This window comes from Ensifer adhaerens (genome assembly GCF_001270265.1).
GTDB lineage: Bacteria > Pseudomonadota > Alphaproteobacteria > Rhizobiales > Rhizobiaceae > Ensifer > Ensifer adhaerens_B.
On sequence record NZ_LGAP01000011.1, the window covers coordinates 75,774 to 101,669 of the forward strand.

The window sequence follows — 25,896 nt, forward strand, 5'->3', positions numbered from 1 at the left end:
CCCGGGGAAACTTTAAGCGGTCGGGATCAGTAGATCCCGAACCAGGCCTCGACCGGTCCCTTCAAAAGCGGAACCTTGAAGCCGATCTCGAATACGATGAAGAAGAAGAGCGAAACGGCAACGCCGGCCGGCAGCGCGATCCACCACTTGTAACGCCCCTGGAAGAGCATCGCGCCGGCGATGTAGAGCGCGGTTCCGACATAAAGCCCGAGCCAAGCAGAGACGCCGGCAAACGCGACGAGAGGCAAGAGAAATGAGGCAACGACGCGCGCGCGGGCAGCGTCGATGAAGATATCGCCCGTGCCGCGATGCTTCACGAATGCACCGATCGCGTTCGCAACGCTTCCCAGAATGATCAGAACGCCGATATAAAAGGGAAAATAGCCTGCCTCGGGGCCGAAATCGCTCCATCCGGCGCCGATATCGAAGGCGCCGTAGCAGACGGCTGCACCAAAGATACCAGTCAACGCGGCAACGCCAAGCTCCACCGCGAAGCGGGAGAGCCCATTCGCACTGTTCTCACTCATGATCGTGACCTTTCAAACCGGTTGACGGGTGCCCCTGCATAATTCCTTAAATCGGGATCGATCTAAGGAAAAATTGTGCAGCAATTTTAAAGTGCTACAGCGTTCTTAGCGCGCCATACTTGACGCGCGGCGCTGTAGAAGCGCCCGTCCCGATATATCGCCTGAATTAGTTGGCGAGCCAGCCTTCGCGCTTCAGAACTTCACCGACTGCGGCGCCGTCCATCTCGATGGCGGCCTTGAAGTCGTCGCCAGCGATATAAGCGGGAGACTGCGAGGTATCGGCAAGATACTTCGCCCACTCCGGCGTCTCGGAAACCTTGCGCATCAGGTCCGCATAGAACTTGACGGCATCGGGCTCGACGCCGGCCGGCAGCCAGACGGTGCGCGGCATGGAGTAGTTGTCGATGGCGATGCCCGTATCCTTGCAGGTCGGGATGTCGCTCCAGCCCTTGTCGCCGGCAACCTTGGCGTCATTCGTCAACTTGACGCTCTTGAAGACGCAAAGCGGCTTGACCATGCCGGCTTGCCACTGACCGAGGTTTTCGCTCGGGTTGTTGACGTTGGCATCAAGGTGTTCGCCGGCGAGCTGCACGGCCGCTTCGCCACCGCTCTTGAACGGGATGTAGTTGATGGTCGCGCCGGTCGCGTCGTTGATCATCGAGGTGAGGATCTGGTCGACGTCCTTCGACTGGCTTCCGCCGATCTTCAGTCCGCCTTCCTTGGCCTTGGCGGCAAAGTCGGCAGCCGTTGCGTACGGCGCCTTGCCGTTGACCCAGAGAACGAATTCGTCGGAAGCGAGCGCTGCAACCGGCGTCAGGTCCTCGGCCTTATAAGGCACCTTGGCGCGAACCGGCAGCAGGTAGGCATTGTTGGTGCCGAATGCCAGCTTGTAGGCGTCGCCCTTGTTGGTCGCCGTGTAGACGAAACCTTCGGCGCCGCCGGCGCTGCCCTTGTTGGTGACGACGACCGGCGCCTTCATCAGTTCGTACTTGCCGATGATCGCCTGGATCGTGCGCGCGAAGATGTCCGTGCCGCCGCCCGGACCAGCCGTGACGACGAACTCGACCGGACGGTCGGGCTCGAAGGCCGACGCCGGAGCGGCAACGCCGAATGCGGCTGCCATGATGCATGCGAGTGAAACGGATTTTTTCATGTCTAGTCCTCCCGTTGAGTGAGATGCGGCGCAAGACCTCCTCCTGCGCCGGTAGTGCTTGAAAGCGTGCGAATTCAGGCGGAAGCCGAAAGGGCAGCCTTTTTCTTCGCCATGCGAACTGCGAGCAGAAGTGCCTCGCGGCTTGCGCCGACATCGGCAATGCCCTTGCCTGCGATGTCATAGGCAGTGCCGTGAGCCGGGGTGCAGAGCGGGAACGGCAGGCCGCCCATCATCGTCACGCCCTTGTCGAAGCCCATCAGCTTCATCGCGATCTGGCCCTGATCGTGGTACATCGTCAGGACGGCATTGAAGCCCTCCTTGAGCGCACGAACGAAGACGGTGTCAGCCGGGAACGGGCCATCGACGTTGTAGCCGAGCGCCTTGGCCTTCTCGACCGCCGGCTCGATGATGTCGATCTCTTCCATGCCGAAGCTGCCGCCGTCGCCAGCATGCGGATTCAGACCCGCAATCGCGATCTTCGCCTCTTCGTAGCCGGCCTCCTTTAGGCAGGCCTGGGTCAGCTCGACCTCGGCAAGAATGCCTTCGACCGAAAGATTGTCAGCCACGTCCTTGAGCGGGATGTGCGAGGTGACGCGCGCATTCCAGACCTTTTCGAGAACGTTGAATTCGCGAACCTTGCCGGTGAAGCCGAGCACGTCGGCGACGAAGCGGATTTCGTCGTCATAGCCGGGATAGGCAAAGCGCATGGCCTTCTTGTTGAAGGGCGTGAAGCAGACGGCCTCCGCCTTGCCGGCATGGGCAAGCTCCAGCGCCGTGCGGAAGTTGCGCGTTGCAAACGTGCCGCCGGCAAGCGTCGCCTCGCCGCGATCGACGTCGGCCGGATCGAGATGACCGAGATCGACGAATACGTGGCGGGCAGTTCCGGCCTCGTCGAGGCCCTCAAGCGTCGAAGGCTCAAGATCAAGCGTCAGACCGGCCGCCTTGGCACCCTCATCCAGGATGCGGCGATCGCCGATGGTGATGATGTGCGCTGCCTCGCGAATATCGGGAAGAGCTAGCAGCCGCGCGGTCAGCTCGGGGCTGATGCCGGCAGGATCGCCCATGGCGAGCGCGATGACAGGACGCGCGCCGTTACCGGCAGCACCATTGGTCGTCATGTGAGATGTCCTCCACTTCATGCTTTTCGCAGGCTGTCATACGTTATTCAAAATTCTGCATCAAGTCTTTTGTATTCTGTATGCAGCATTTTCTGTTGACGATGACGAGCCCTGTCGCCATGCTTCAATCAGACAGTGCTGATTCAATCGGCACTCACGGGGAACGGATGGCCGACACGCGGCCGCCAAGTGCAGAAGCGAAATGATGAACGAAATCACACCACTGGAGAGACGCGCCGACGGCGGCCCCGGCCCGATCAGGCGGACGGCTCTGCATGACACGCTTGTCAGCCACCTGCGCGATATGATCATCGAAGGTGACCTTTCGCCCGGCACGCGCCTGCATGAGGGCCAGCTCGGCGAGCAGCTCGGCGTTTCCCGCACGCCCTTGCGCGAAGCCATCAAGTACCTTGCTAGCGAAGGCTTGGTCGAACTCGTGCCCAGTCGCGGCGCCGTCGTAAAGCGCTTCAGCGCCAAGGACGTGCACGATATGCTGACCGTGCTGCAGACGCTGGAGGAACTTGCGGGCAAGCTCGCCTGCGAAGCGGCAAGCGACGCCGGCATTGCCGAAGTCCGCGCTTTGCATGACGAGATGGTCCGCCGCTACAAGGTCGGCGACCGGCTGCAGTACTACAAGCTCAACCAGCAGATTCACTCGGCGATCGTCCAACTCGCCGAAAATGCGGCGCTCGCCGACATGCACGCCGTCTTGCAGACACGGCTGAAGCGCATCCGCTTCATCGGCCACGAGGGCCCGGAAAAATGGGCGGCCGCAGTCGCCGAGCACGATGAGATGATCGTCGCACTCGAAGCCCGCGACAAGGCCAAACTATCCGAAGTGCTCGGCCGCCACCTGATGAACGCCTGGGAGCGTGTACGCGCTTCGGTTTGAAGAAACGCCGCGGTCGCGTCCTAAGCGGGCAGGCTCTTTCTTGCCCGGCGTCCTACTCTCAGGGTCGACAACAATATATTGAGCGGCGCCACTCCATCCGTCGCCCTAGCTAAACGGCGACGGGCAAGGCGTTTTACGTCGTCTCTCCACGGCAAAGACGGCTCGCTCGCTCTCAAAACTTCAGGCCGCAAAAACTGTGCTCGATCGAAACAGATCTGAAGCTGGCAACCGGTTTCCAACAAGAAACCTGTCGCCTTGATACTACACCGACACCAGAAAACACCGCGAAATATTAGAATCCCATTGACTTTTAATATGGACGAAATTCACTGACTTCGAGGCGATCGGGACAGGGAATTGGAATGGGGCGGCCAAATTCTCAAATAATGCTTGTGGCAGCAGGTGTGCTTGCTTCAAGCAATGTATTGGCTGACCCTGTTCCTCGCCCGAACCCCGTCGCAGGCTCCGTCATCGCGCGCAGATCCGGCGAGGAAGTACGCTTCGTCGACGTTTCCAACTGGCGTTTTGTCGATCTCGCTCAAGATCTTCTTTCCGGCGACGTATTGCGCACCAATGCAACCGGTGCGCTCGCCGTTCTTTTTTCCGATCGAACCCAGATACGGCTCGGACGAAACACAGCGCTGCGCGTCAAGAAGATGGCAACCGCCGGCGACACGCAACTGGAGCTTCAGACCGGTACGATTTGGGCTCGCGCCGAACGCGGCGGCCAGGGGCTTGCTGTCGACACCCCGGCAGCGACTGCCGCTGTGCGGGGAACCGACTGGACACTGACCGTTGGCGCCGACGGCAAGACGTCTCTTATCGTACTTGAGGGCATGGTCGAACTTAGCAATGCGCTTGGCAGCGTGACTGTCAGCCAAGGCGAAGGTGCGGTGGCCGCAATCGGCCAGGCCCCATCCAAGATCGTGATCGTCACGCCGAAGGATCGCGAGCAAATGCTGTTCCATCTCTCTTTGCGTGATTCGTTCGTCTGGATGCCGGCATCTCCCTTACGTGTACCGGATATGCGCAATGAGCGAGAACGGATAGAGGCGAAGCCTCCGTCATCAAGATCTGCCGAAGACTGGCTCGCGCTGTCAGAGATCTACATGTCTCTGGACGGTCGTCAGAAAGCGAAGGACGCATTGACCGAGGCGCGTAGACGTCGGCTTGGCCGAACGCAGCAGGCACGTGCCGACCTCGTCGAGGCGTTGATCGCGGGTTCTGAGAATCGCTATGACGACGCGGCAAAGCTCTTCTTGCGTGCGGCGCGTGGTCTGGACATCAAGCGACGCGCCATAGCTGCCTATGGCGGCTACTTCGCTCGTGCGCTTGCCAACCCCGACCACGCTGAAGCACCGCCGCGCCATGCAGCGGGTGCCTATGGGGCGCTTGCGCGGGCCTGGACCAACGGGTTTCGCAACGACATCCGTTCTGCGATCGATACCCTCAAGCAAGCAGAGCGCCAGTTTCCTGACGACCCGACATTGCCCGCTGCCCGCGCGCAGTTCGCCCTGCTGCTGGATGACCGCGAGGAAGTCCGTAATGGCATCGAAAGGGCGCTGGCGATCGACCCGGAAGACCCGACCGCGCTGCAAGCCCGCTCCGATTACCGCTTTCACATCGAGAACAATCTCGATGGAGCTTTGGCAGACCTAGAGCAAGGCCTCAAGACAGCGCCCGGCTCATCGTCCATCTGGAACTCCCTTGGGCTCGTGCAGGGCGAACGCGGCGACAATCGCGCTGCGGAGAGTGCCTTCAAGCGTGCGATCGCGCTCGATCCGCAGGATCCGGTCTCACATGCCAATCTGGCTATTCTCTACCTGGTCGAAAACCGCCTGGTGGAGGCGAAGAGCGAAATTGATGCCGCGCTTGCCGCCGACCCGTCCTTCGATGTGACATTGGTGGCACGCGGGCGTTATCACATGCAAACCGGCGAATTGGACAAGGCCGTCGAAGACCTGCTCGCCGGGTCTACCGCCAATCCCGCCTACTCCGGCGCCCAATTGCTGCTGGCTGGCGCCTACTACGAGAAGGGTGATCGCATCCCCGCCGCCCAGGCGCTCGATAACGCCGACCGGCTGGACCCCAACGATCCTGTCGTCATGCAGATGCGCACTGCGATCGCCATCGACGGCTATGATTCGGACGCCGCAATTCGTTATGCCCAGGAGCTGATGCGCCGAACCCGGGCGCGCGGTGGCGAGACAGCCGCGCTAGGCGCCAATCAGGATGCCGGCTCCACGCTCAACGACGCGTTCCGCCTGCAGGGCCTCAATGCCTGGGGACAATATTACGGCGACGCCGTTTTTGATCCCTTCACCGGCTCGAGCTACGTCGACCAGGCTGTGCGCGGTAGCGTTAATCCGCTCTTCAACACCTATGATTTCGACGGCAGCCCTGTCGTCAACACCGCCAACCCACAAAGTTTCTCGGCCTTCTTCCAAGGTCTGTTGATCGAGCCGCACATGCTCGCAAACCGCGAGCGCACGGCCAACATCTTGCAGAGACCATTCTTCGAGGCCGCACTCGGCGGCGGCATCATCACTGATAACGACGACCAAGGGTGGATCGGCGAGGCAGAACTGCGTGGCCTGACGTTTTCGCCTTTCCCGATCAGCGTCTACGGCAATGTCCAGTGGGAAGAACCGCGCGATACCATCGAACTTGGTCAGGACCTGCGACTCGATAGAGAAGTGCGCCTTCTCGGCGGCAACGGCTATCTGACGGCGACGCCGACACCAGACGACAGGGTTATCGCCTATGCCAACTACGGCAAGTTCGATGATCTCAAAAGCATGCTCGACATACCTGTCGGACCAATCGGTGTGGACAATATCGGCGACGACAGCGCGTCCCGTCTTCTCTCAGGCATCGCCTGGAGCCACACGTTCGGCTACCGCAATGTGGCCAATGCGGCCTTTTTCTTCGCCGATCAGAATGTTGTCGAGAGCGAGACGCTACGGCTTTCGCGACTGGCCGTTCCGGACCTCGCGACGAGCCGAAGTGAAGAGAAGCAAAGGACCTATATCGCCGCCGTCAATCATCTCTATGGCAACGGCGACATCACCTGGCGTTACGGCATCGAGGGCGGTGTCGTCCACTCCTCGAGTTCACTCGACATCTTCGATCCATTGGGGCTGACAGGCAACAATGGCGCGCCCGTCATAGCATCGGCGTCGACGTCCTCAACGCAGAACGTCGCCAAGGCCTATGTCGACGCCATCTATGAAATCACGCCGGATCTGAAGGCCGAAGGCGCGCTGTTTGCCCGCTACATCGAGGGCGCCAACGATGGCAACGTCAGGCTTGAGCCGAAGCTCGGCATCGCCTGGGCGCCGGTGGAGGGTCATTGGCTAAGAGCGGCGGCGATGCGTGACGGCTTGAACTTCGACGTCGCCACGCTCGCCCCGATCGGCGTCGTCGCCCTGCAGCCGAACCAACTGCGTTTCGGAGCCGAAGGCTATACGGATACACTGGCATTTCGTTGGGACGCGGAATGGCATGACTGGCTCTTCACCGCGCTCGACTACCAACACCAGGAGGTCCGGGAGCTGTCGCTCGACGTACCGTTGTCCACGTTGAGCCTGGACTACGCCAAGGTCGGACTTGACCGCGTGGCTGCAACCGCAAACTTCGCGCTCGGACACGGCTTTGGCCTTTCGGCGACGGCGGCCCATACAAACGCAGACGTCAAAGACGACCCCGGCAATCTCACCGACGATTTGCTTTTCGTCCCGGAAAACAGTGGTCAGGTGGCCCTGACCTGGGTCAGCACGGCCAATGTGAAGGCGACGATCGCAGCCAACTATGTCGGGACGCGCCCGGCTGATGGCAAAACGCTTGACGATTTCTGGACACTCGATGCTTCACTGGAATGGGAGCCCTTCGACAAGCAACTCGAAGTCAATCTGGCGGCATTCAATCTGCTTGACGAGGAGTTCGAGCTGAGAAACGGCCTGCCCGGCTGGGGGCCGACATTCAAGGGCACGGTCAAAGTGCGCTTTTGATGAAGGATCTGGGCGCGTTCTATTTTTCCGGCGGCGCATCCGCGCAAGGGGATGGACGCGGACAGTTGCAAAGGCGGCTGAAGCTGCTCGTGCTTGCAGCCCTTGTCGTTATTGCTCTGTCACTGGCATCGTTGACTGGCGCCTGGTCGCTCAACGAACTGCGCAGCTTCGACTACCTCTCTACTGTCTACCGGCCGCCCCTTCCCGCCAACGGGCCGGTGATCGTCGCGATTGACGAGCCGTCCATGGCCGAGATTGGACGTCAATGGCCTTGGCCGCGAGCCTTACATGCGCGCCTTATAGATGCTCTGCGCAAAGCCGGAGCGCGTGCGATCGGCATCGACGTGATTTTCGCAGAACCGTCGGCGGATCCGGCAAACGACGTTTTACTTGAGCGCGCCTTAGGGCCAGACGTCGTCCTAGCCGGCGACCAATCATTGGTCGAGGCGCCTCAGGCCGACCAGTTTATCCGCACGGAACCACTTGCGATCTTCACGAAGAAGGGTGCCCGAACAGGGATTGCTTCGGTCGATCTCGGCGGAGACGGCACATTGCGGGCAGTGCCTGTCTACCCTGATGGATTTGCAGCCGTTCTCGCCGAAGTCGCTGGTGCACGTTCCGTGCCTCCACCACAATACGGTTTGATCCAGACCTTTGGCCCGGCCCGTACCTATCCAACAGTATCGTATTACCAGGCCCTGGATCCCGACAACTTTCTGCCGGAAAACACCTTCCGGGATCGAGTCGTGCTCGTCGGTCTCAGCCTGCAGAATGCGCCCTCGATTGCCGACGGTGGAGCCGATGCCTTTCCAAGTTCGGATACGGTCCATTCGAACAAGCTCGTCTCGGGCGTCGAAATGCAAGCGACGATCTACGACAATCTGGCACGTGGTCTGTTCATCACACGGGCGGCGCCACCGGCCATCATCGCCGCTATTCTCATCGCCGCCATCCTGGCCGCTTTCACCGTATTGCCCGCAACCGGCTGGCAGACGCTTGGCCATACCATCATTGCTCTCATGCTCATCGTACTTGCAAGCTATGCCATGATGAGACTGGGGCAGGTCTTCGTTTCGCCTATCGGACCGGGCCTTGCGTTTCTTGGCGTTGTTGCCGGTCAGGCCGGGCTCGACTATGCCGAGGAGCGACGGCGGCGGCGAGAGATCACCCGCGCCTTCTCGCAATATCTCTCCCCCGCACTTGTCGAGCGGCTCGCGCGGGACCCATCACATCTGAAACTCGGCGGTGAGCGGCGGACATTGTCGGTACTTTTTTGCGACATAAGAGGTTTCACCTCGATCGCGGAAGACATGAAGGAGGATCCGGAAGGCTTGACGACACTCGTCAACCGACTGCTGACCCCGCTATCGGAGGCCGTTCTCCAGCAGGGCGGTACAATCGACAAATATATCGGCGATTGCCTGATGGCGTTCTGGAACGCACCGCTCGACGACCCGGATCACGCGACCCACGCAGTGCAGGCGGCACTCGATATGCTCGCCGCACTTCAGGAGGTCAATGTCGAGCTTGCGACGGAGGCCAAGACAGACGCCCGCGCGGTCCAGTCGTTGCGGATCGGGATCGGCATCAACACTGGCGAATGTATTGTCGGGAACATGGGGTCCATTCGACGTTTCGACTATTCGGCGCTCGGCGACGCAGTCAACCTGGCCTCACGCCTCGAGGGCGCCTCCAAGGATTACGGCATTGCGTTGCTTCTGGGCGAAAGCACCGCCTCGCTCGTTAAGAAGACATTCCCGGTCGCCGAACTCGATCGGATCACCGTCAAAGGCCGAAGCGCGGTTTCACCTGTGTTTGCGGTCGTTCCTGGCGCCCCGCAGGAAGCTCTGCACCGTCACCAGGCCTTCCTGGAAGCAAAGTATGGCGCTAACCTCACGGTCCACGACGTCATCTTCGACCAGATGAAGAGCGCGATACCGGCTCTCGCCCGATACTACGAGGGCGAGCGAGCCAGGCTCGGAACAGCCCAGCGCGAAAGACCGTGAAAGCATTTCCCGGAAAAGTGCGAAGCGGTTTTCCGTCAGGAAATGCGTAGAAACAAAGAGATAGAGCGTTTCTGCGACTCCGTCTGAACCGGAAACGCTCTAAGAGCCGAACGGTCCGATTTCCCTTGTGCCTCTCAGTCTTCAGTGAAGCCCGCCGACGCCAAGCAATCGCTCGACGGCGTCGTGGTCACTTGAAAGCGCCTGCGGCGTGCCTGTCCAGGCGACGCGTCCGCGCTCGAGCACGATGACCTGATCGGCAAAATCCAGCGCGCTCTGGATACGCTGTTCGACCAGCACGATCGTCATGTCGCCGATCTTGGCGAGTTCGGCAAAGGCCTTCATCAGCTCTTCGCAGATTACCGGAGCCAAGCCCTCGAGCGGCTCGTCGAGCAGCAGTATCGACGGACGGCCGAGGATCGAGCGAGCCGTCGACAGCATCTGCTGTTCGCCGCCGGAAAGCTGGCTGCCGAGGTTCCGCCGCCGCTCATGAAGCCGCGGAAACATATCGTAGGCTTCCTGCAGCGCAGCCTTCGGCCGGTCCTTGAGGCCGACGAACAGGTTTTCCTCGACCGTCAGCGTCGGAAACACGCAGCGCGCCTGCGGCACGAAACCCAGACCTTTGCGGGCACGTGAAGCGCTCGGCATACCGGTCACATCCGTATCGCCGATGCGAATGCGGCCGTCATAGCGCTTCGTCTGACCGGCAAGCGTCGCCAAGAGCGTGGTCTTGCCCATGCCGTTGCGGCCGAGAACCGCAAGGCGCGCGCCGGCTGGAACCGAGAACGAAATGTCTTCGAGCACCCGTGTCGGACCATAACCGGCCGACAGGTTTTCCACCTCAAGCGGCGTGGCTGGCATTGGCATAGCTCCCCAGATAGGCTTCTCGCACCCGCGGATCCTGGGTGACGTCCGACGGCGAACCGTCGAAGATGATGGCGCCTGCCGCCAGGACGACGACGCGTTTGGCAAAGCGGAAGACCAGATCCATGTCGTGCTCGATCATCAGCACGGCCAGGTCCGCCGGCAGGTCGGCGAGCGCCTGTTCGATGCGCCCGGTGTCGCTCTGCGGAACACCGGCTGCCGGTTCGTCGAGCAGAAGAACCTTCGGCTTCAAGGCAAGCGCCACGGCGATTTCAAGCAGGCGCTGCTGGCCATAGGCGATTTCGCTGACCTTGCGATGCATCAGCTCGCGAAGCCCGAGCTTGCCGAGCAGTTGACCGACCTCATCCATCACGTCAGGCATCGAGAGGAAATTGCCGAACAGGCGGCCCGAGCGGCCGTCACGCTGCAGCACGGCGAGCGCAACGTGCTCGGCCGGCGTCATGTCGAGAAACAGACGCGTGACCTGAAAGGAGCGCACGAGCCCCCTCCTCACCCGGCCGATCGCATCGATGCCGGTGACCGTCTCGCCGCCAAGGCGAACCTCGCCGGAATCAGGGGCAAGGTTGCCGGTCACCAGGTTGACGAACGTCGTCTTACCGGCGCCGTTCGGGCCGATCAGTGCCACACGGTCACCCGGCGCCATGCTGAGGCTTACGTCATTGGTGACCGCCAGGCCGCCGAAGGCGCGCTTGAGGTTGCGAACTTCAAAGACGGGCTGCATCACTTTGCCTCCCGGCGGCGGGCAACAATGGCGGCTGCCGTTCCGTAAAGCCCCTTCGGCGCGAAGAGGACGACGGCGATCAGCAGAGCGCCGACCATCGTCAGCCAGTGGAACGGGTTGGCGGCGGAAACGACGTCTTCGAAGAACATGAAGACGATGGTGCCCGTCAGCGCGCCGAAGAGCGAGCCGGTTCCGCCGAGAACGAGCATCACCAGGCTTTCGGCCGACATGGTGAAGGACAAGCTGTCGAGACCGACCACCTGCGTCGAGATGGCGTTGAGCGCACCGCCGACGCCTGCGACGGCACCGGAGATGACATACATCTTCATCAGCGCTGCCTTGGGCGATGCTCCCATCGAGCGGATGCGGACCGGATCTTCCTTGATCGCGCGGCACAGCATGCCGAACGGCGAACGCACGATCAGCCGTAGGAGGGCGAAGACCAACGCCAGCAGCACGACACCGAAGACGTAGGCGGTGCGGCCCCACAAGTCGAACTCGTAAAGGCCGATGAGCGCGCTCGGGGCGATGCCGGACAGGCCGTCGCTGCCGCCGGTCCAGGACGAGGCCTTGTTGGCGAACTCATGAAACAGGTGGATGAGGGCGATCGACAGCACCAGCTGCGGCAGGCCGTGCGCGCGCAGGATCACCGCGCCGCAAACGAGGCCGGCAACGGCGCCAGCGACGATACCGAAGGCGAGCATCGCCAGCGGATCGTTGATGCCGTAATGCGCCGAGGCGATCCCCGCGGCATAGGCGCCGGCGCCGAACAGGGCTGCGTGCCCGAGCGTCGCGACCCCGCAATAGCCGGTGACGAGATCAAGCGAGAGCACCAAAAGCGCGATGGCGATGATGCGCGTGAGCAGCGCCAGATTGGTCGGGAACAGGAAGTAGCCGACAACGGCGAGAGCCAGGATGACGCTAAGGCCGATCAGGTCACCCCCGCCGAAGCGGCGCTTGGCCGGTGTTTGCGTGATCAAGTCGTTGGTGGTGGTCATGGTCATCCCTTGGCTCTCCCGGCAAGTCCGCGCGGGAAGACGCAGATGATCGCGATGACGGCCAGATAGAAGAAGAATTCGCCGAACTCGGGCATCAGGTAACGGCCGGTCGTGTCAATGCCGCCAAGCAGCAGGCAGGCGACGAGCGCGCCGGGGATCGAGCCCGCACCGCCGACTGACACGACCACCAGGAACGTCACCATGTAACGAAGCGCATAATAGGGCTCAACCGGCAGAAGTTCGGCGCCCACGACTCCGCCAAAGGCGGCAAGGCCGACGGCAATCGCGAAACTCACGGCGTAGACAATCTCGGTGCGCACGCCGAGGGCGGCGGCCATGGCCGCATTGTCCACCGAGGCGCGCAGCTTCACGCCGAATGCCGTCCTTTCGATCGCATACCAGAGGGCTGCCGCTACGGCGAGACCGCAAAGGATCGCAAAGAGGCGATGCGTGGCGATCGCGCGGAACCCTAGGTCCACAGAACCTTGCAGCTGCGCGGGCAACGGCACGGTCTTCAGCGTCGGGCCGAAGACGTAGTTGGCGATGCCGATGATGCAGAAGGTGATGCCGATCGTCATCAGAACCTGGGTCAGCTCCGGCGCACCATAGATGCGACGGTAAAGCAGGCGCTCGATCGGGATGGCGATCAGGATCGTACCGAAGACAGCAAGCACGATGGCAAATCCATAGGCAAGGCCCAGATCGCGCGCCGCATAGGAGGCGATGTAACCGCCGATCATGGCAAAGGCGCCATGGGCAAGGTTGACGACGCGCATCAGCCCCATGGTCACGGAAAGCCCGATGGAGATGACGAAGAGCACCATGCCGTAGGCAAGGGCATCGATCGCTATACTGAAGACTGTTTGCATGGGGCTGTCCGATGCCTTTCGTTATCGCTGGCGGAGACGCGGCGAGATGGGCCTGCCCCCGTCTCCAACAAACAACCGCGTGCGCCTGGATCGCTCCGCTTTAAACGGCGGCACGGAAACGCTCCATCTCTCTATTGGCACTCCCGGATGGAAAACCGCAATCGCACCGTTCGTGGGAATGCTGCGGGGCGTCCCGATCGGTCAAGCCGCCGGCTGCCCGGTATGTTGCAGGCAATGCGGGCGGCGCTCAACCGGCGCCCGCATTTACCAAAGCGTCTACTTCAGGGCCGCGAGACCGGGATCGCCCTGCTTCTCGAAGGTCTGAACTTCCTTGTTGTAGTAGGTGCCGTCATCTGCCTTGGCGACTTCGCGCAGATAGATGTTCTGCGTGATGTGGCGCGATTCGGGATCGATGGAAACCGGCCCTCTCGGGCTCGTCCAGGAAAGCCCCTTGACCGCATCGACAGCCTTCTGTGCGTCCTGCTCGCCGCCGGTCGCCTCGATCATCTTGTAGATCACATGCATGCCGTCATAGGCGCCGACCGAGGGGAAGGAGAGTTCGGCCGGATTTCCGATGGCCTTTGCGGCCGCTTCGACAAAGGCCTTGTTTTCCGGCGAAACGTGCGAGACGGCGTAGTGGAACGTCGTCTGGATGCCGAGAGCCGCTTCGCCGAGCGCCGGCAGGTCGGATTCCTGCGTCAGGTCGCCCGGCGCGAAGAACTTGATGCCGCCACTCTTCAGGCCATTTTCATTATAGGCCTTGACGAAACCAAGCGTGGTCGGACCCGACGGCAGGAAGGCGAAGACGCCTTCGGCGCCCGAATCCTTGATGCGCTGCATGATCGGCGAGAAGTCGTTGGTGGCAAGCGGCATGCGGATCGCCTCGACGACCTCGCCGCCCGCTGCTTCGAAGCCGGCCTTGAAGGCATTTTCCGCGTCGACGCCCGGACCATAGTCGCTGACCACCGAGATGACCTTGGAGACGCCGGCATCCTTCGCCACCTTGGCGATCGGCGTAGACGTCTGCCAGGTCGTAAACGAGGTACGCACGACCAGCGGGCTCTTCGTTACGATCGCCGAGGTCGCAGCGTTCATGATCACCAGCGGCACGTTCGCCTGCTCCAATAGTGGGGTGACGGCCATTGCATCGGGCGTGAAATAGAAGCCGGCCAGATATTGCACGCCTTCCCTAACGACCAGCTCCTGGGCAAGCGCCTTGGATTGCGCCGGGTCGGCCTGCGGTACGTCGCGATAGATGATCTCGATATCATCGTCGCCGACCTTGCTGCCGTTGACCGCCATGTAGGCGTCGATGCCAGCCTTGAAGTTCTTGCCCTGCAACGCGAAGGGACCGGAAAAGGGTCCGACGACACCGATCTTGATCGTGTCCGCATAGGCTGCGCCGCTCATTGCCAAGGCCGCAAGCGCGGCCAGAATGGTCCGTTTCATGTTTCCTCCCTGTGGCACCGCCCACTCCCGACCCGGCACCGTCATTGCAAAGCAATCCGAATTTGATGCCTGTCAGTTTGTCATGCGAAACGGTGATGTAAAAATGAAAATTGGGCAGCAAACCATAATTCAGCAGTTATGTTTCCTCATGTTTTTCGCCCCGCATTGATGAGCGCGTTTAACTATGTCAGAGCTGGCTCGGGAAAACTGCACAGCCGGTATAAGTGGAATTTCTGCCTGACTTTGGCTTAAATGCCGGAAACAGGAGAGAGCATGTCGAGACGACCGCGCCGGAATCATAGCCCGGCTTTTAAGGCGAAGGTGGCGCTTGCAGCCATCCGGGGCGAACAGACGCTGGTGGAATTATCCCAGCAGTTCGACGTGCACGCCAATCAGATCAAACAGTGGAAAGACCAGCTCCTTGAGGGGGCGACGGGCGTTTTCGGCGATGAAGCCAAAGCGGAACCGGCTGCCCCGACCGTCGATGTCAAAACACTGCATGCCAAGATCGGAGAACTGACGCTAGAGAATGATTTTTTATCCGGTGCGCTCGGCAAAGCCGGATTGCTGAGCGGAAAGAAATGATCAATCGCGAGCACAAACTGTCGGTCGTCCGCCAGGCGAAGCTTCTCGGCTTCAGTCGTAGTAGCGTCTATTATTTACCGCGTCCTGTGTCAGACGGCGAGCTGGCCCTGATGCGGCGGATCGACGAACTGCACCTCGATTACCCGTTCGCCGGAAGCCGGATGTTGCAAGGGCTTTTGAAGGCAGAAGGGCTTGTCACAGGGCGGCTTCACGTCGCGACGTTGATGAGGAAGATGGGCATTGAGGCGATTTACCGTCGCCCCAATACGTCGAAACCGGCACCTGGTCACAAGGTCTATCCATATCTCCTGCGCAAGCTGGCGGTGACCAGACCAAACCAAGTCTGGGCAATGGACCTGACCTACATCCCCATGGCGCGGGGCTTTGTCTATCTCTGCGCAGTCGTCGATTGGTTCAGTCGTCGGGTTCTGTCGTGGCGGCTGTCGATCACGATGGAGACGGCTTTCTGTATCGAGGCAGTCGAGGAAGCGCTTGCTCGGTATGGAAAGCCGGACATCTTCAACACGGACCAGGGATCGCAGTTCACGTCCATCGACTTCACGGCGGTGCTGAAGAAGGCCGAGATCGACATCTCGATGGACGGCAGGGGCGCATGGCGGGACAACGTCTTTGTCGAGCGGCTCTGGCGCTCGATCAAATACGAGGAGGTCTATCTCCACGCCTACAAAACCGTGCCCGAGGCCCGCATTGGGATCGGCCGGTATGTGACCTTTTACAATACCCGACGCCCACATTCATCCCTTGACCGGCAAACACCGGATCAGGCTTACTTCAACGCGCTGACGCCAATGAAGGCGGCAGCATAATCGAGGCGGAAATCCACTTAACGAAACGCCACGAACTGTTCAGACAAACCGAGCCAGCTCTGTCACTACAACCGGAGTCCAGGCTCTTAAAGCGCCGTTCAAAATGTCACTGCCGCTTATAGCTCGCGAAAACAAAAATTTAGCAATGAAACCTCAGATGCCCCTGATTACGCTCGCACCGGCATAATCGAGGCGTTAAGGCTACGCAGAAGCAAAGAGGAAGCAATTCGATACCAAGGGATATGAGCGTGGTTATGTATGCGGTCTCCGCCGAATTGGCAGCATCAAAGATTGCGTCGATCGTTGAAAGGCCAGTTTTGGAGGACGTGGTAGATGGGGAGAAGCGCCGCACCACGTTAGGGCCGCCCTCCATTCTCGAAGCATATCTGATTGAGAATGGCGCGGAGGATGAAAAATCCGTGGTACGGGAGGATCTAAGCCTCTTAGCCAAGGAGGCAGGCGCGGCCTACGACGTCCTCATCATACCGGATATCATGGCTGAAAACCGTCAGCTCCCGAGTAACGACGCTTGATCAGCGAGCGAACACGCAGATGTAAAGGTTTCCAAGGATTGGCGCGAAAATCGAAGCAGGACATCATCTCCTGGCATAAAGATCCTTCGCCGATTATCTGCCCGCTGTGTGGTCGGTTGATTCCCGAAGACCAGGCCGACGAACACCACCTTGTACCCAAGAGCCGGGGCGGCCGGGAAACGCAAACGCTGCACCGGATATGCCATCGACAGATCCACGCTCTTTTTTCGGAAGCCGAACTGGAAACCGTATATCCGACTGTGGAAGCACTCCTAGAGGAACCCGCGATACATAAATTCGTGGCCTGGGTCAGCAAGAAGCCTCCTGGCTTCTATGATGGTACGAAACGAAGCGGCCGACGCCGCTGACGAGATCTCAGCGCCACTTCGATGCTGATAGCGCCAGATACGCTCGACTGAGCATGGACAAGCGGGGTACTTGGTAGCCGTCCCGCGTAACGGCTATGGCCGTCGACAGAGTTCGCTTCCCATAATTGATGCACAAGGAACGAATTCGAGTTGCCGCAATGTGCCGTCACGTACCTGACGCCCAGACGTCAAATCGCTACAGAACCATCACCAGACGTCAACGCGCCCTGTCCTATTTAAAAGCTGGCGGGGAGACTGGAAATTGAAGACGGTGCATCGGCCTGGCTCACGATTTTCACGCGGAAACGAGATGCTCATTTTCCAGAGCCGACGCAGCATTCGTACCTCCGCCTTCCGCTCAGGAAGCAAAAGCACTGCGACCGCGCGTCACGCCGGACTACTCTCTGCATGCCTGTCGAATTCTTCGTCTCGTCTTTCCAGGTGGGTCACGACGGTTTGGCCAGCGATTAAGTCCTGCTGGCGAGCGCGTTTCGCCAGACCTTCACACGCTTCACGCTCCCGTCGGGATTCCGTTTGATCGAATGGGCGTGCAGATGAGAGCGTAAACCATCTGTGATCTCGTAGTAGTCGCCCTTGTCCTCGACAAATGTGTGCTTGGAAAGGTGCAGTCCGGTCGGACCGTCGAATAGACCCATCGACACAGCCGCGAGTTGATAACCCTCAATCGTCGGCTTCCAGAACAACGTTGAGCCGCAAGATTTCGCGCGATGGGTACCGCCTATAATGGTTTGTCGCACCTACCGATCTCGCTTGAGATTGGCGGGCGTGATCCTGTTAACTGGAGCGATCCGCCTATGTCCTACGGTGATTTCATCAAACTCATCAACGATGTGACACAGACCGAGAAAGCGGCAAGCAAGGCGAGGCGCAGATAACAAAAACCCGGCCTTTTGGACCGGGTTCTCGACTATAGCGGCAGTTGAGCCCGCTAGTGCGTGGTGCTGTTTACAAGTGCGTCGATGAGTTTGATCTGCGAACGAGTGCCGCGCTTGTATTCGTTGATCAATATCGCCGCTTGCACAGTCGCATCCTTGCGCGGAATGCGATGCTGTGTGCACCAAGCGTCAAGAACCGTCTGGAGCAAATCAAGATCTTTTGGTGGTATTGCGATATCGGATATCCGCATCATTTTCCTCCCAAAAATTTTATCGTTGAGAAGCCGCCTCCCAGTGGCCTCGAGCGTGTGCAACACTACGCTAATATACCGCGGGTACAAGATGAAATTGGCGCACTTCAGGTGAGGTACGTACCCGTTTTTCTACCAGTCATGAGCGCTCGATCATGTTGTACGTACCTCAAAATGTATCTCCTCTAATGCGCTGCTTCGGGCATCTACGCCCGGATGCTGCTACCTTCCCAAAGAGCAAGAAATCGAGCTTGGACGTAGGACGTAAACAGTCCAGTTATTCCGAGGCAAGCCCGTCTGATGATGCCCAATCCCGCACTGGAGATAAAAAATCGAAACGGGGTCTATGCTCCCGACGATTATTGGCAAGCAATCTCCCACCAAAAAGGATTAGGGTTCTGAACCAGTCGCTTGATTAGGAGCTAGGTTGACTGCGGCCAAGCTTACACCCTGACGAAGCGAGAGACGCTGGCCGCTGTCCCAATAGATCAGCGGATATTTGATTGGTCGGCGCCACACGTTGACCAGCGAAGGCGGCAGACCAAGAGCCGCACGGCCCCGGCCAATTTATGGATGTTGCTTTCCGCGCTCTAAACGCCCCGTCGATTATCCCACGGCAAGACATGCAACTGCGGCTCCCCGCTCACCGGTTCGCGTTCTTCCCCACTGTATGCCGGTTGTTGCGTCCCTAAGATTTCACATTCCGCACGGAAAACTCGAATGCGGCGGCCGATGTTCTTCAGCTCGCACTCCCCTTTGTCGACAAAGCGCACAGGCAGCTTGCGATCGACATGTTCGTGAACACTGTGACATGTGAGCACCCCGCCGGGTTCGGCCATGGCCTCGAGCCGCGCGGCAACATTGCCCCCGTCCCCAAAGATCTCGTCGTGGTCGACAAGAATGTCTCCAAGGTTGATTCCAACGCGGAACGTCAGCCGTTGATAGTCGGGTAACCGCAACTTCTTTCGGGGCCCTGTTGAACACGTAAAATTTGCGTCGCACAATATTTTGCTCCTGCGCAGGTCATCGGTCCCGTAAATTGGGGCAAGTTATCGACCCCCATTTGGTCAATAACTCAGCCATCGGCGAATGAGGGTCGTTTCAAGATCTGGAACCAACTGAACCGCCTCGCCCCACCAGACCGGTTTTCGGTTCGCGGCGCTGCACGCTCCTTCCCAAATGTAACCATGGTTGCGGTGGCGCGGGCCGATGGCGATGTAACCTGTCTGCGCGCAGGGGGCCCACGAAAACTTGTAGTTGGGTCGACAGGCGCAATGTGTTTAAATAAGTGCTTATGTACATCTCGAATGAGATGCAGCGAGCGCGTTTTGTCTGCCGCCGCTGCGTCCGGTGCCTCGTGTTCTCCAAGAGCCGGCGGCTTGAACTGCTTCTCACTGGTGCCAATCAGAGAGCAGTTGGGAGGTCTTCGGAATGGGACCATTGTTCAAAAATTCGGGCCTTCCGACTTATCACGACGCGATGTTGTTCGTGCGGATGAAGCCCCAGCAGCACCAGCGAAGTTTCGAGGCCGCACTCGCAGTTGCGCGCGCGCCACAGAGCGCCGGACTACAAGCGTTAGCCTTTTTTGAACGAGCCGGTTTGGTAAAGCGGGTTACGCCTGTCTCGCGAACGTCGCCTCACTTTACCAGCCGCATGCTGGTACGACCTGCTCGGGAACCGAATTCCAAGCCGGAGGTCCTTGGAGTTTCAGGGGAAGAAGTGGAGGGATGGTCGGCACCTTCACTCAGTTTGAACGCCGCTTTGGATGGACGAACGCCGGGCGGAGCGACCAGTCTTATTGAACTCGTATCCGACACGGACGTTAGGCAGCTCCAACTTGCTCTTGCTGGAGATCCGACAGTGGCGTCTGTTTCCAGGGTGCCGATGCGGTATCTTGCGGCAAAATCGCAGAGTGTATCGACAGCCTCAGCTAAGAAAAGATCTCCGGCTCCCGCCGCCGGGCGAATTGCCGCGGTGCCGCCCCCCGCACATACGATGTGGAATCTTCGCAAGATCAAGTGGGACGAAACGCGAAACCGGGGCGGGTTCGATGACGGGAGCAGGATAAAGGTAGCGGTTCTCGACACCGGCATCGATACTGACCACCCAGACCTCAAAGAGCAGATCGCCCAATACACGTTTGAACATCCGGATCTTCCCGGAGCGAGCTCGTCTCAGGATCTCATTGGACACGGAACCCATGTCGCAGGCACCATTGCCGCTACGATCAACAATGCTCTCGGCATCAACGGAATATCACGAGCGCGGATCCACGCATGGAAAATCTTCGATGACCGCCCTGACCTGCTGGCGTATTTGGATGGAACAGCGGAGTTTGCCTATTTCGTCGACCCGGTTATGTACCTGCGGGCGCTCCTTGATTGTGCGGATGCAGGCATTGACGTCGTCAACCTATCAATAGGCGGCGGGGGAGCGCCCGACCCAACTGAGAGCGCAGCGTTTGAGGAGCTACTAGCCAACGGAACCACGATCGTTGCAGCAATGGGCAATGAGAGGCGTGATGGTAGCCCAACTTCCTATCCGGCAGCTATCCCGGGCGTGATAGCCGTCGGTGCGACAAACCTCCAGGATCGCATCACCAACTTCTCGAACCGCGGGAATCACGTAACGATCGCGGCCCCCGGCGACGCAATCTGGTCAACGCTCCCGACCTATCCGGGACAGTTGGGTTGGAAAGCCGAACGAGGACCGGATGGGCGCTGGAGGCAGGGAAAAGCAGATATACGAGAAACAGACTATGACGCATGGCCCGGCACATCGATGGCAGCCCCACATGTTGCGGCGGCCGCCGCACTTTACATCGCGAATGGCGGTCAGAGAAATCCGGCGGTGATTCGAAGCGCCTTGGCTTCAAGCGCCGACAAAGTGCCTGCCATGGGAGGCCAAGACTTTACGCCCGATTTCGGATATGGTCGTTTGAACCTGGAGCAGCTTATCGCCGGCATAAGTCAATGACCGATATCATGTTTACGATCCGGGCTAGTGTAAGCCTCGAGCAACGAGCTCTCGTGCTAAGCAGAATACAGGCTATGCCAGACGTCGAGTTAGCTGCCCCGGTCAAGCGAGATAGTAGCAGCGAAACCCTGCAACGAATTCACTTTGCTCGTCTTAAAGAACATTCCGAGGTGACTGGCTGCTTGTCCGCGATAAGAGAGATGCCAGAAGTGGAGAATGCAAGCTTGCCAGCTCGACGGGGAATGTAGTCCGAGGGATGATGGTTGGTATCCGCGGATTCTCTCGCAGCCATACTTCCTGCCCCTTTGAAAGTTGGGCGCTTTGTCATAAAAATGAGCTCCGAACCAACGCAGGATAGCCGCTTCAATGGCGGGATCCCAATCGAATGCGCCCAGACCAAAACCTATTTCAAACCCAACGACAAGCTCGCAGGTCTCACCGGATTTGGGGTATCAGCCGCAATATTGCGGCGTTTCGAGGATGGGTTGAAAATCGGTGTGATCGCCCGTGCATGCGAAGTCAAAGGGACCATTCTCTCGACAGGTGACGCGTCCAGTCTGCACGCAAAATGGCGTGCAAAGGCCCTTCCTGTCCGCGAGGGCTAGAAAATCCAGAGCAGTTTGTATCGGGTCTTCCGCCGGGCGTCATTCCAGCACATTCTAAAGAACCTTGCCCGAGCGAGAGCGCTTGCTGGAGGGAGCTTTTGGATCAGCTTGTAGCAACCGAACGTGTAGATCATGCGCTGGCTGAAGCGCTCTCTAAATGTCTTAGCTCCAAACTTTTTGTCGGAGCCCGACCCCTCATAGAAATGATAGGAAGCGTCGTCCACATAGGCTACCAAGTCTCGGATGACGAATTCGGACACGACGTATGAGGCAAAGCACCACGGGTTTCCCAATTCATACCAGCGAGCTTTGAGGATTTCTTCTGCGCCGTCTGATCGAAACAGCCCATATATCCATTCTGCAGGGAACGTAAGGTTTCGAGGCACAATACCCTTGGCGAATCTACCTCTGAAATCAAATATATCTGGGCTTGGCCGCTTTATCCTGGACGTTCCGGCCGGGGCGATAAGGGTGGTTGGTCCTGCAGCCAGAAGCTTAGAATGGTCGTTCTCCAGCGCGCCGATAAGGGACGACAGGTAATTTTCAGAGGACATGTCATCGCATGCCCGCAGGCAAAAGAACTCGGCCGCAGCCGAACCGATCTTGACTGCCTTTGCAAAATTATCCACTGCGTTCAGATGCACATCATTGCTGATCAGGGTGAAGCGAGGATCGGTCGAGCAAAAGCGCTTGGCTATCTCAACGGTATCATCCGTCGACCCATTCTCCAGGATGAATGCCCGAAAATCTGGATAGTCTTGCTCAGCTATGCACTGAAGACTGCGCTCAAGCGTTTTGGCGCCATTGTAGACAGGGAAAACGATCGCAACTTTGCTCTTGGTCATTCCAAACCCCAGGTTTCCCAACCGGAAACAGCTTACTTCCATGCCCGATAAGGTGCGCGAGGTTCATCGTCCAGATCAAAGCAAATGCTGGGCATAAAACCGAGTTCAATCAGTTGGGTCGGATTGGCGAAACGGGTAGAGCTCTTATCCATGAAATCGATATCGCCTTTCTGATCCAGTTCTTCCTTCATCGTTTGGTAATGCTGCGAGCCATTGTAGTGCTGGCGGCCATCAACAGCCTCAGCTATTTTCTCTCGGTAATTCGTGAAGAACTTGAAGTGGAGGAGAACGCCCCAGATGGGCGCGAAATTGCGGTTGTACGGCAAGGGCCGGTGAATACTGCTGCCGAAGTAGCAATACTTGTCCCAATAGATCAGCGGATATTTGATGAGCTCGTTTTCTTCGTTGAAAAGTCGTTTACGTGGACCGCCTTTGACGCTGATACCTCGCTTGACATAGGAAATCTCATAGCCATCGGCATCAAATCGGTTGACCGAGAACCAAGGCAGATCTCCACTGACGGCATTATCGGCTTCGACGCCCGGATAGATATCCAGCATAGGTGCCGGCAGCCGTTTAATCCCATTGTCTTCAAGAACTTGTATAAGCGCAGGAATCGTTTCTTCGGGGCATTGATCGTAGATGAGAAACTCATCAGAATCAACATTGATATACCAACGTTCATAACCATACCTGCCAAAGAGCGCCTCGCGCCAACGTCTACCGCGACGAGCTTTCTCGTATCTGATGTTTGACGTCCACACGTCGATGTCAGGCTGCTCGAGCAGATACTCCTTCGTCCCGTCATTCGAGACATCGTCAACGCATATGAAGCGCGTCACCCCGATCATCCGATAGTGTTTCAGGAAGGAAGGCAGCAGAGCCATGTCGTTGTGCGCAATGAAAACGAGCGGGATATCAACGCTGCTCAACGGGACTATTGGCTTGGCGGGCAATAGCTCAACGTCTTGCCTGCTTCGTCTTTCCCTGAAGGATACCCGCGCATTGTCGTATAGTGTCTTTGCGCGGTCGATTATGCTGCGTTTCGGAAATGAAAATTGGCGGTCGAATGGATATTTCATACTGCCACGCTTCATCGATCACAACGTCCTCACTTTGTCTTCAGAGACAGCCTCTTGCATAAATGCGAATGGAATGAAAGACCGAACGCCACCGGGAACGTCGGCGCAAGCGATCGCAATTGTTTTTAACATATTCCGGTGCGAGTGGTGATTGGTCGGCGCCACGCTTTGACCAGCGAAGCCGGCAGACCAAGAGCCACACGGCCCCGGCCGATTTATGACGTTGCTTTCCGCGCTCTAAACGCCGCGTCGATTACCCCACAGCAAGACATGCAATTGCGGCAGCACCCGCGCATCGAACCATCTGTCGCCGGTCACCTTGTCGACCAGCCAGAGCATGCGGTTCATGATGCCATCGATGTCCACCGTCGCGCTGTCGTCCTCCGGCGGCGGCGGGGTGTGGTTTCCCGGCTGCAAATAGATTGGCAGCCCCGGATAGCGTTGGGCAATGCCCCTCGCATAGGCATAGTCGTGATCGTCGAAGACGACGATCTTGAGCACCGTCATCGGCGTGCCAGTGGCCATCGTCAGACAGTCGTCGAGCTTTGCGAAATCGGTTTCCATGCCGCTCGACGGCGGTTTCGGGCTGAGGACAAGCACGTCGAGGTCGGCGAACCAATCCCTGGCGACGCTGCCCTGCGTCTCGAGCGCGAACCGATAGCCCTCGCCATGGCCGCGATCGATCAAGGGCCCGAGCGGCTGGATGGCGGGATTGCCGCCGGAAAGCGAGACGGTCAGCGGCACGCCGCCCGAGAGCCGCCTCACCTCCTCCCAGATCTCTTCGACCGACATCGGCCGCCACTGCTCGCGATAGTCGCTATCGACGGCGTGCAGCGTATCGCACCAGGAGCAACGGTAGTCGCAGCCGCCGGTGCGCACGAACACCGTGGGCTGACCGATCAACACGCCCTCACCCTGGATTGTCGGCCCGAAGATCTCACTGACGCGGATCGCTGCGCCCGTCATGGCCGGTATTCCGCCCAGGTCTTTGGCGTCTCGCTCACGCGAACGGCCGACGTTTCAGGCAGCCGTTCCTTGCACCAGTCGTAGAAATGCCGGGCAAGGCACTCCGACGTCACCCGGTCGTGTCCAAGCACCTCATTCAAGTGGCGGTGGTCGAAACTGTCGTCGATGTAGCGCTTCAGTGGGGCCAGGTCATGATAGTCCCGCACGAAGCCGTTTTCATCGAGATCCGCGGCGGCAAGCTCGACCTCGACGATGTAGTTGTGGCCGTGCAGCCGCGCGCATTGGTGATCGGCCGGCAGATGGCTCAGCTGGTGCGAGGCAGAGAAGTGAAACTCCTTGGTGATGCGGTACATCAGCGGACCTCCTTTGCCGAGAAGCGGCGGGTGGCGGCCTGCCAGAAGTCCGGATCGGCATACTCGGTCGGGTCATCAACGCCGGCGAGATGAAAGGCCTCGCGCCGCTCTACGCAGGTGCCGCAGCGGCCGCAATGGCGCACGCCGCCCCTGTAGCAGGACCAGGTCTCGCCGAAGGGGGTGCCATACTTGGCGCCATCGGCAACGATCGCCGCTTTCGGAATATTGACATAGGGCGCATGCAACCGGACGCTGCCATAGCCGTCCAACGCCTCGTCCTGCATTTTCTGGAACGCGTCGATGAAGCCCGGCCGACAATCGGGGTAGATGAAGTGGTCGCCGCCATGGACGGCAACGGCAACGGCCTCGGCCTTCTGCGCCGAGGCGAGTCCGAAGGCGATCGCCAGCATTATGGCGTTGCGGTTCGGCACCACCGTGGCCTTCATCGTCTCCTCGGCATAATGGCCATCGGGCACCTCGACATCATCGGTCAGTGCCGATCCGGTCAGGTGCCGGCCGACGCCGGTGATGTCGATGATCTGGTGTGGAACGCCAAGCCGCCGCGCACAGGCGGCGGCGAAGTCGAGTTCCTTGCGATGGCGCTGGCCGTAATCGAAGGAAAGAAGGCCGACGAGTTCGTGTTCCGCCGCGATCTTATGAGCGAGCGAAACGGAGTCCAATCCGCCGGAGCAGATGACGATAGTTCTCATAATTGTTGATCCCTTGTTTTGACCGGGTGGGCTGCGACCGGATGTGAGGCCGTTTCTAAGCCATCGGCGCCCTTTTGGCCAGCCCTTAGTGGCGAGCCTTGCGCACGGCGGAGGTGCAGCCTTTCCCGACGATCGGTGAGACGGACGAGCGATTTTATCCACGGCGCAAAATCAAAAATCGCTCCAGCCGATTTCCGCCGCGTTTCAAAGACGCTAACGTCACCCCATCACGCCTGATGGCAATGAACTCCGTTGCCGTGCCTTTGCGGCAAGC

23 protein-coding genes are annotated in these 25,896 nt (G+C 59.2%); 8 read left to right on the plus strand and 15 right to left on the minus strand.

Annotated features, from left to right (window positions below; all coding sequences use genetic code 11):
• Positions 1-26: 26 nt before the first annotated feature.
• The 3 genes from AC244_RS17580 to AC244_RS17590 form a co-directional block, all read right to left on the minus strand.
• Positions 27-527, minus strand: coding sequence for a tripartite tricarboxylate transporter TctB family protein (locus AC244_RS17580; protein WP_053250120.1), 501 nt, complete (start codon positions 525-527; stop codon positions 27-29).
• A gap of 166 nt (positions 528-693) precedes the next feature.
• Complete coding sequence (locus AC244_RS17585; RefSeq protein ID WP_053250121.1) at positions 694-1,680, minus strand: tripartite tricarboxylate transporter substrate binding protein; 987 nt, start codon at positions 1,678-1,680, stop codon at positions 694-696.
• 74 nt (positions 1,681-1,754) lie between these two features.
• Positions 1,755-2,798, minus strand: coding sequence for a 4-hydroxythreonine-4-phosphate dehydrogenase PdxA (locus AC244_RS17590; protein WP_053250122.1), 1,044 nt, complete (start codon positions 2,796-2,798; stop codon positions 1,755-1,757).
• Positions 2,799-3,003: 205 nt separating this feature from the next.
• On the opposite strand from AC244_RS17590, the gene AC244_RS17595 reads away from it, so the two are divergent.
• The 3 genes from AC244_RS17595 to AC244_RS17605 all read left to right on the plus strand — a co-directional run bounded on the left by AC244_RS17595 (position 3,004) and on the right by AC244_RS17605 (position 9,706).
• A complete protein-coding gene (locus tag AC244_RS17595; RefSeq protein ID WP_053250207.1) occupies positions 3,004-3,690 on the plus strand; it encodes a GntR family transcriptional regulator in 687 nt (228 codons plus the stop codon).
• Between the two features lie 386 nt (positions 3,691-4,076).
• Entirely contained in the window at positions 4,077-7,700 is a 3,624-nt protein-coding gene (locus AC244_RS17600; protein WP_234716965.1) for a FecR domain-containing protein, read from the plus strand.
• Positions 7,700-9,706 carry an adenylate/guanylate cyclase domain-containing protein gene (locus AC244_RS17605; protein ID WP_082366890.1) on the plus strand — a complete coding sequence of 669 codons (2,007 nt, stop codon included), beginning with the start codon at positions 7,700-7,702 and terminating at the stop codon, positions 9,704-9,706. Before AC244_RS17600 ends, AC244_RS17605 begins: the two co-directional genes overlap by 1 nt.
• Before the next feature lie 141 nt (positions 9,707-9,847).
• On the opposite strand, the gene AC244_RS17610 is transcribed toward AC244_RS17605, so the two are convergent.
• The 5 genes from AC244_RS17610 to AC244_RS17630 all read right to left on the minus strand — a co-directional run bounded on the left by AC244_RS17610 (position 9,848) and on the right by AC244_RS17630 (position 14,625).
• Positions 9,848-10,564, minus strand: a complete 717-nt coding sequence (locus AC244_RS17610) for an ABC transporter ATP-binding protein (RefSeq protein WP_053250124.1) — start codon at positions 10,562-10,564, stop codon at positions 9,848-9,850.
• Complete coding sequence (locus AC244_RS17615) at positions 10,545-11,309, minus strand: ABC transporter ATP-binding protein (protein ID WP_053250125.1); 765 nt, start codon at positions 11,307-11,309, stop codon at positions 10,545-10,547. The genes AC244_RS17610 and AC244_RS17615 overlap by 20 nt, the downstream gene beginning before the upstream one ends.
• Complete coding sequence (locus tag AC244_RS17620; protein ID WP_152975997.1) at positions 11,309-12,313, minus strand: branched-chain amino acid ABC transporter permease; 1,005 nt, start codon at positions 12,311-12,313, stop codon at positions 11,309-11,311. The genes AC244_RS17615 and AC244_RS17620 overlap by 1 nt, the downstream gene beginning before the upstream one ends.
• Positions 12,310-13,176 (minus strand): branched-chain amino acid ABC transporter permease, encoded by an 867-nt coding sequence (locus tag AC244_RS17625; RefSeq protein ID WP_053250126.1) that lies wholly within the window; start codon positions 13,174-13,176, stop codon positions 12,310-12,312. Before AC244_RS17625 ends, AC244_RS17620 begins: the two co-directional genes overlap by 4 nt.
• Positions 13,177-13,452: 276 nt before the next feature.
• Positions 13,453-14,625, minus strand: coding sequence for an ABC transporter substrate-binding protein (locus AC244_RS17630; protein ID WP_053250127.1), 1,173 nt, complete (start codon positions 14,623-14,625; stop codon positions 13,453-13,455).
• Between the two features lie 273 nt (positions 14,626-14,898).
• Here AC244_RS17630 and AC244_RS17640 point away from each other — a divergent pair.
• The 3 genes from AC244_RS17640 to AC244_RS35405 all read left to right on the plus strand — a co-directional run bounded on the left by AC244_RS17640 (position 14,899) and on the right by AC244_RS35405 (position 16,938).
• Positions 14,899-16,037 (plus strand): IS3 family transposase gene (locus AC244_RS17640; RefSeq protein ID WP_202596090.1). Its coding sequence is split into 2 segments (ribosomal slippage): positions 14,899-15,157 and positions 15,157-16,037, totalling 1,140 coding nucleotides; the frame shifts between segments, so codons are not numbered across the junction.
• 254 nt (positions 16,038-16,291) lie between these two features.
• Positions 16,292-16,570 carry a hypothetical protein gene (locus tag AC244_RS17645; RefSeq protein ID WP_152975999.1) on the plus strand — a complete coding sequence of 93 codons (279 nt, stop codon included), beginning with the start codon at positions 16,292-16,294 and terminating at the stop codon, positions 16,568-16,570.
• Between the two features lie 38 nt (positions 16,571-16,608).
• Positions 16,609-16,938: an HNH endonuclease gene (locus tag AC244_RS35405; protein ID WP_082366891.1), complete on the plus strand. Its 330-nt coding sequence runs from the start codon at positions 16,609-16,611 to the stop codon at positions 16,936-16,938.
• A 949-nt stretch (positions 16,939-17,887) separates the two neighbouring features.
• Here AC244_RS35405 and AC244_RS17655 read toward each other — a convergent pair.
• Positions 17,888-18,085 (minus strand): hypothetical protein, encoded by a 198-nt coding sequence (locus tag AC244_RS17655; RefSeq protein WP_053250131.1) that lies wholly within the window; start codon positions 18,083-18,085, stop codon positions 17,888-17,890.
• Positions 18,086-18,675: 590 nt separating this feature from the next.
• Positions 18,676-19,044: an adenylate/guanylate cyclase domain-containing protein gene (locus AC244_RS38135; protein WP_053250132.1), complete on the minus strand. Its 369-nt coding sequence runs from the start codon at positions 19,042-19,044 to the stop codon at positions 18,676-18,678.
• A gap of 472 nt (positions 19,045-19,516) precedes the next feature.
• On the opposite strand from AC244_RS38135, the gene AC244_RS17665 reads away from it, so the two are divergent.
• Both AC244_RS17665 and AC244_RS38140 read left to right on the plus strand, forming a co-directional pair.
• Complete coding sequence (locus tag AC244_RS17665) at positions 19,517-21,061, plus strand: S8 family peptidase (RefSeq protein WP_053250133.1); 1,545 nt, start codon at positions 19,517-19,519, stop codon at positions 21,059-21,061.
• The gene (locus AC244_RS38140) at positions 21,058-21,309 is read left to right on the plus strand and encodes a hypothetical protein (RefSeq protein WP_082366893.1); all 252 of its coding nucleotides are present in this window, start codon (positions 21,058-21,060) and stop codon (positions 21,307-21,309) included. Before AC244_RS17665 ends, AC244_RS38140 begins: the two co-directional genes overlap by 4 nt.
• Before the next feature lie 353 nt (positions 21,310-21,662).
• On the opposite strand, the gene AC244_RS17675 is transcribed toward AC244_RS38140, so the two are convergent.
• The 5 genes from AC244_RS17675 to queC form a co-directional block, all read right to left on the minus strand.
• Positions 21,663-22,511, minus strand: coding sequence for a glycosyltransferase family 2 protein (locus AC244_RS17675; protein ID WP_053250135.1), 849 nt, complete (start codon positions 22,509-22,511; stop codon positions 21,663-21,665).
• A gap of 32 nt (positions 22,512-22,543) precedes the next feature.
• Positions 22,544-23,608, minus strand: coding sequence for a glycosyltransferase family 2 protein (locus tag AC244_RS17680; RefSeq protein WP_152976000.1), 1,065 nt, complete (start codon positions 23,606-23,608; stop codon positions 22,544-22,546).
• Positions 23,609-23,830: 222 nt separating this feature from the next.
• Positions 23,831-24,559: a 7-carboxy-7-deazaguanine synthase QueE gene (gene queE, locus AC244_RS17685; protein ID WP_053250136.1), complete on the minus strand. Its 729-nt coding sequence runs from the start codon at positions 24,557-24,559 to the stop codon at positions 23,831-23,833.
• A complete protein-coding gene (gene queD, locus AC244_RS17690) occupies positions 24,556-24,912 on the minus strand; it encodes a 6-carboxytetrahydropterin synthase QueD (protein ID WP_053250137.1) in 357 nt (118 codons plus the stop codon). Before queD ends, queE begins: the two co-directional genes overlap by 4 nt.
• Positions 24,912-25,622 (minus strand): 7-cyano-7-deazaguanine synthase QueC, encoded by a 711-nt coding sequence (gene queC, locus AC244_RS17695; protein ID WP_053250138.1) that lies wholly within the window; start codon positions 25,620-25,622, stop codon positions 24,912-24,914. Before queC ends, queD begins: the two co-directional genes overlap by 1 nt.
• Positions 25,623-25,896: the final 274 nt, after the last annotated feature.